The 1,734-nt window shown below is 41.0% G+C and carries 1 protein-coding gene; it reads right to left on the bottom strand.

Features of this window, described 5'->3' with window-relative positions; genetic code table 11:
• Window positions 1-243 precede the first annotated feature (243 nt).
• Window positions 244-1,734, bottom strand: a 1,491-nt coding sequence (locus WB217_RS08085) for an ABC-F family ATP-binding cassette domain-containing protein (protein WP_423992318.1), incomplete at its 5' end; no start/stop codon positions are given.

Raw genomic sequence — 1,734 nt, 5'->3', positions numbered from 1 at the left:
TATGTTGATGTACTTGACTTCGTTACCTTTAACGCTGGCTAACGATCTTTTATTGTCCTATTATCTTAATCAACATGTTTATTAGCTTTATTTATCATCTGCAGGATTCAACATAGCAAAAAAATATGAAGGAGAAATCCTTCGAATTTTAAAAATTCACACGCCAATAACATCTGATTTCATCCTTGTAAAATAGAAGGCTGACTCAGAAGGTCACTTTCAACGACCTTTTGAGTCAGCCTCTTACTCACTTTCTGCAAGTTCACTCAAATAACTCCATCTCTCAATTAAATGTTCAAGCTTTTCATTCAGCGCAGTCTCTTCATTTACCAATGCCTGGCCTTTTTCAAAATCGCTTCCGATATTCGCCATCTCACCCTGGATTGCTTCAAGACGATTTTCAGTGTTGGCTATATTATCATCAATTTCTTCGTACTCTTTTTTCTCCTTATAGCTCATTCTCTTTTTCTTCGGTTTTTCGTCAGGTTCTGCTTTTTCTTTCTTTGAAACAGCAATATCAGCAGCTGGCTTTGGACGCTTTTCCAGATAGTCAGAATAATTGCCAAAATAAAGTGCTGTTCTGCCTTCGCCTTCAAGCACCAATAACTGATCAACTACCTTGTCAAGGAAATAGCGGTCATGGGATACGCTTATGACAACGCCCGGGAATTCTTCAAGATAGTCTTCCAATACAGTCAAAGTCTGGGTGTCTAGGTCATTCGTCGGCTCATCCAGGAGCAGGACGTTCGGTTCTTCCATTAATAGTTTTAAAAGATACAGCCTGCGCTTTTCTCCGCCTGAAAGCTTTCTGATAGGAGTACCATGGGCATATGGAGGAAACAGGAATCTTTCAAGCATTTGCGCAGCTGAAATCGTCTTTCCATCTGTTGTATTGACAATCTCTGCCGTTTCTTTCAGGTATTCGATCACCCGCTTATTTTCATCCATATCTTCGTTTTCTTGTGTATAATAAGCAATCTTTACAGTTTGTCCTGTGATGATTTCACCTGAATCCAGTTTGATCCTGCCAGAAAGGAGATTCAGTAAAGTGGACTTACCTGTGCCATTCCGGCCGATAATTCCCAATCTGTCGCCAGGCTTGACCAGCAAATTAAACTGGTCTAGAATCACTTTCCCATCGTATTCCTTCACAGCATCCTTTAATTCCAGCACCTGTTTGCCCAATCTGCTGCCGCTTAAGGAGATTTCTAGCTTTTCAGAAGATTTCACATTCGAAACTTCTTCATCAAGCTGATCGAAACGCTGGATCCTAGCCTTCTGTTTGGTCGTCCTCGCTTTTGCGCCACGCCTGATCCATTCTAGCTCCTGCCTGAATAAGTTCTTCTTTTTTTCAAAAGTAGCTGCTTCATTTTCTTCCCGGATTGCCTTGGCTTCAAGGAAATTTGCATAGTTTCCTTTATAGCTATATAACGACCCTCCGTCTAATTCAAAAATCCTGTTGGTGACCCTGTCAAGGAAATAACGATCATGAGTCACGAGCAAAAGGGAACCTAAATATCTTGATAAATAGTCTTCAAGCCATTTTACTGTATCATAATCAAGATGGTTCGTAGGTTCATCTAGGATTAACAAATCAGGTGACTCTATCAAAACCTGCGCGAGGGCAACGCGCTTCTTCTGTCCCCCTGAAAGCTCATGCATTTTCCTCGAGAAATCTGTGATTCCCAGCTGCATTAAAATTGATTTCGCTGCTGTATTTGCATCCCATCCATC

This window comes from Mesobacillus sp. (assembly GCF_049588175.1).
Taxonomy (GTDB): domain Bacteria; phylum Bacillota; class Bacilli; order Bacillales; family Cytobacillaceae; genus Mesobacillus.
This window is presented reverse-complemented; position numbering and strand designations above follow the sequence as displayed.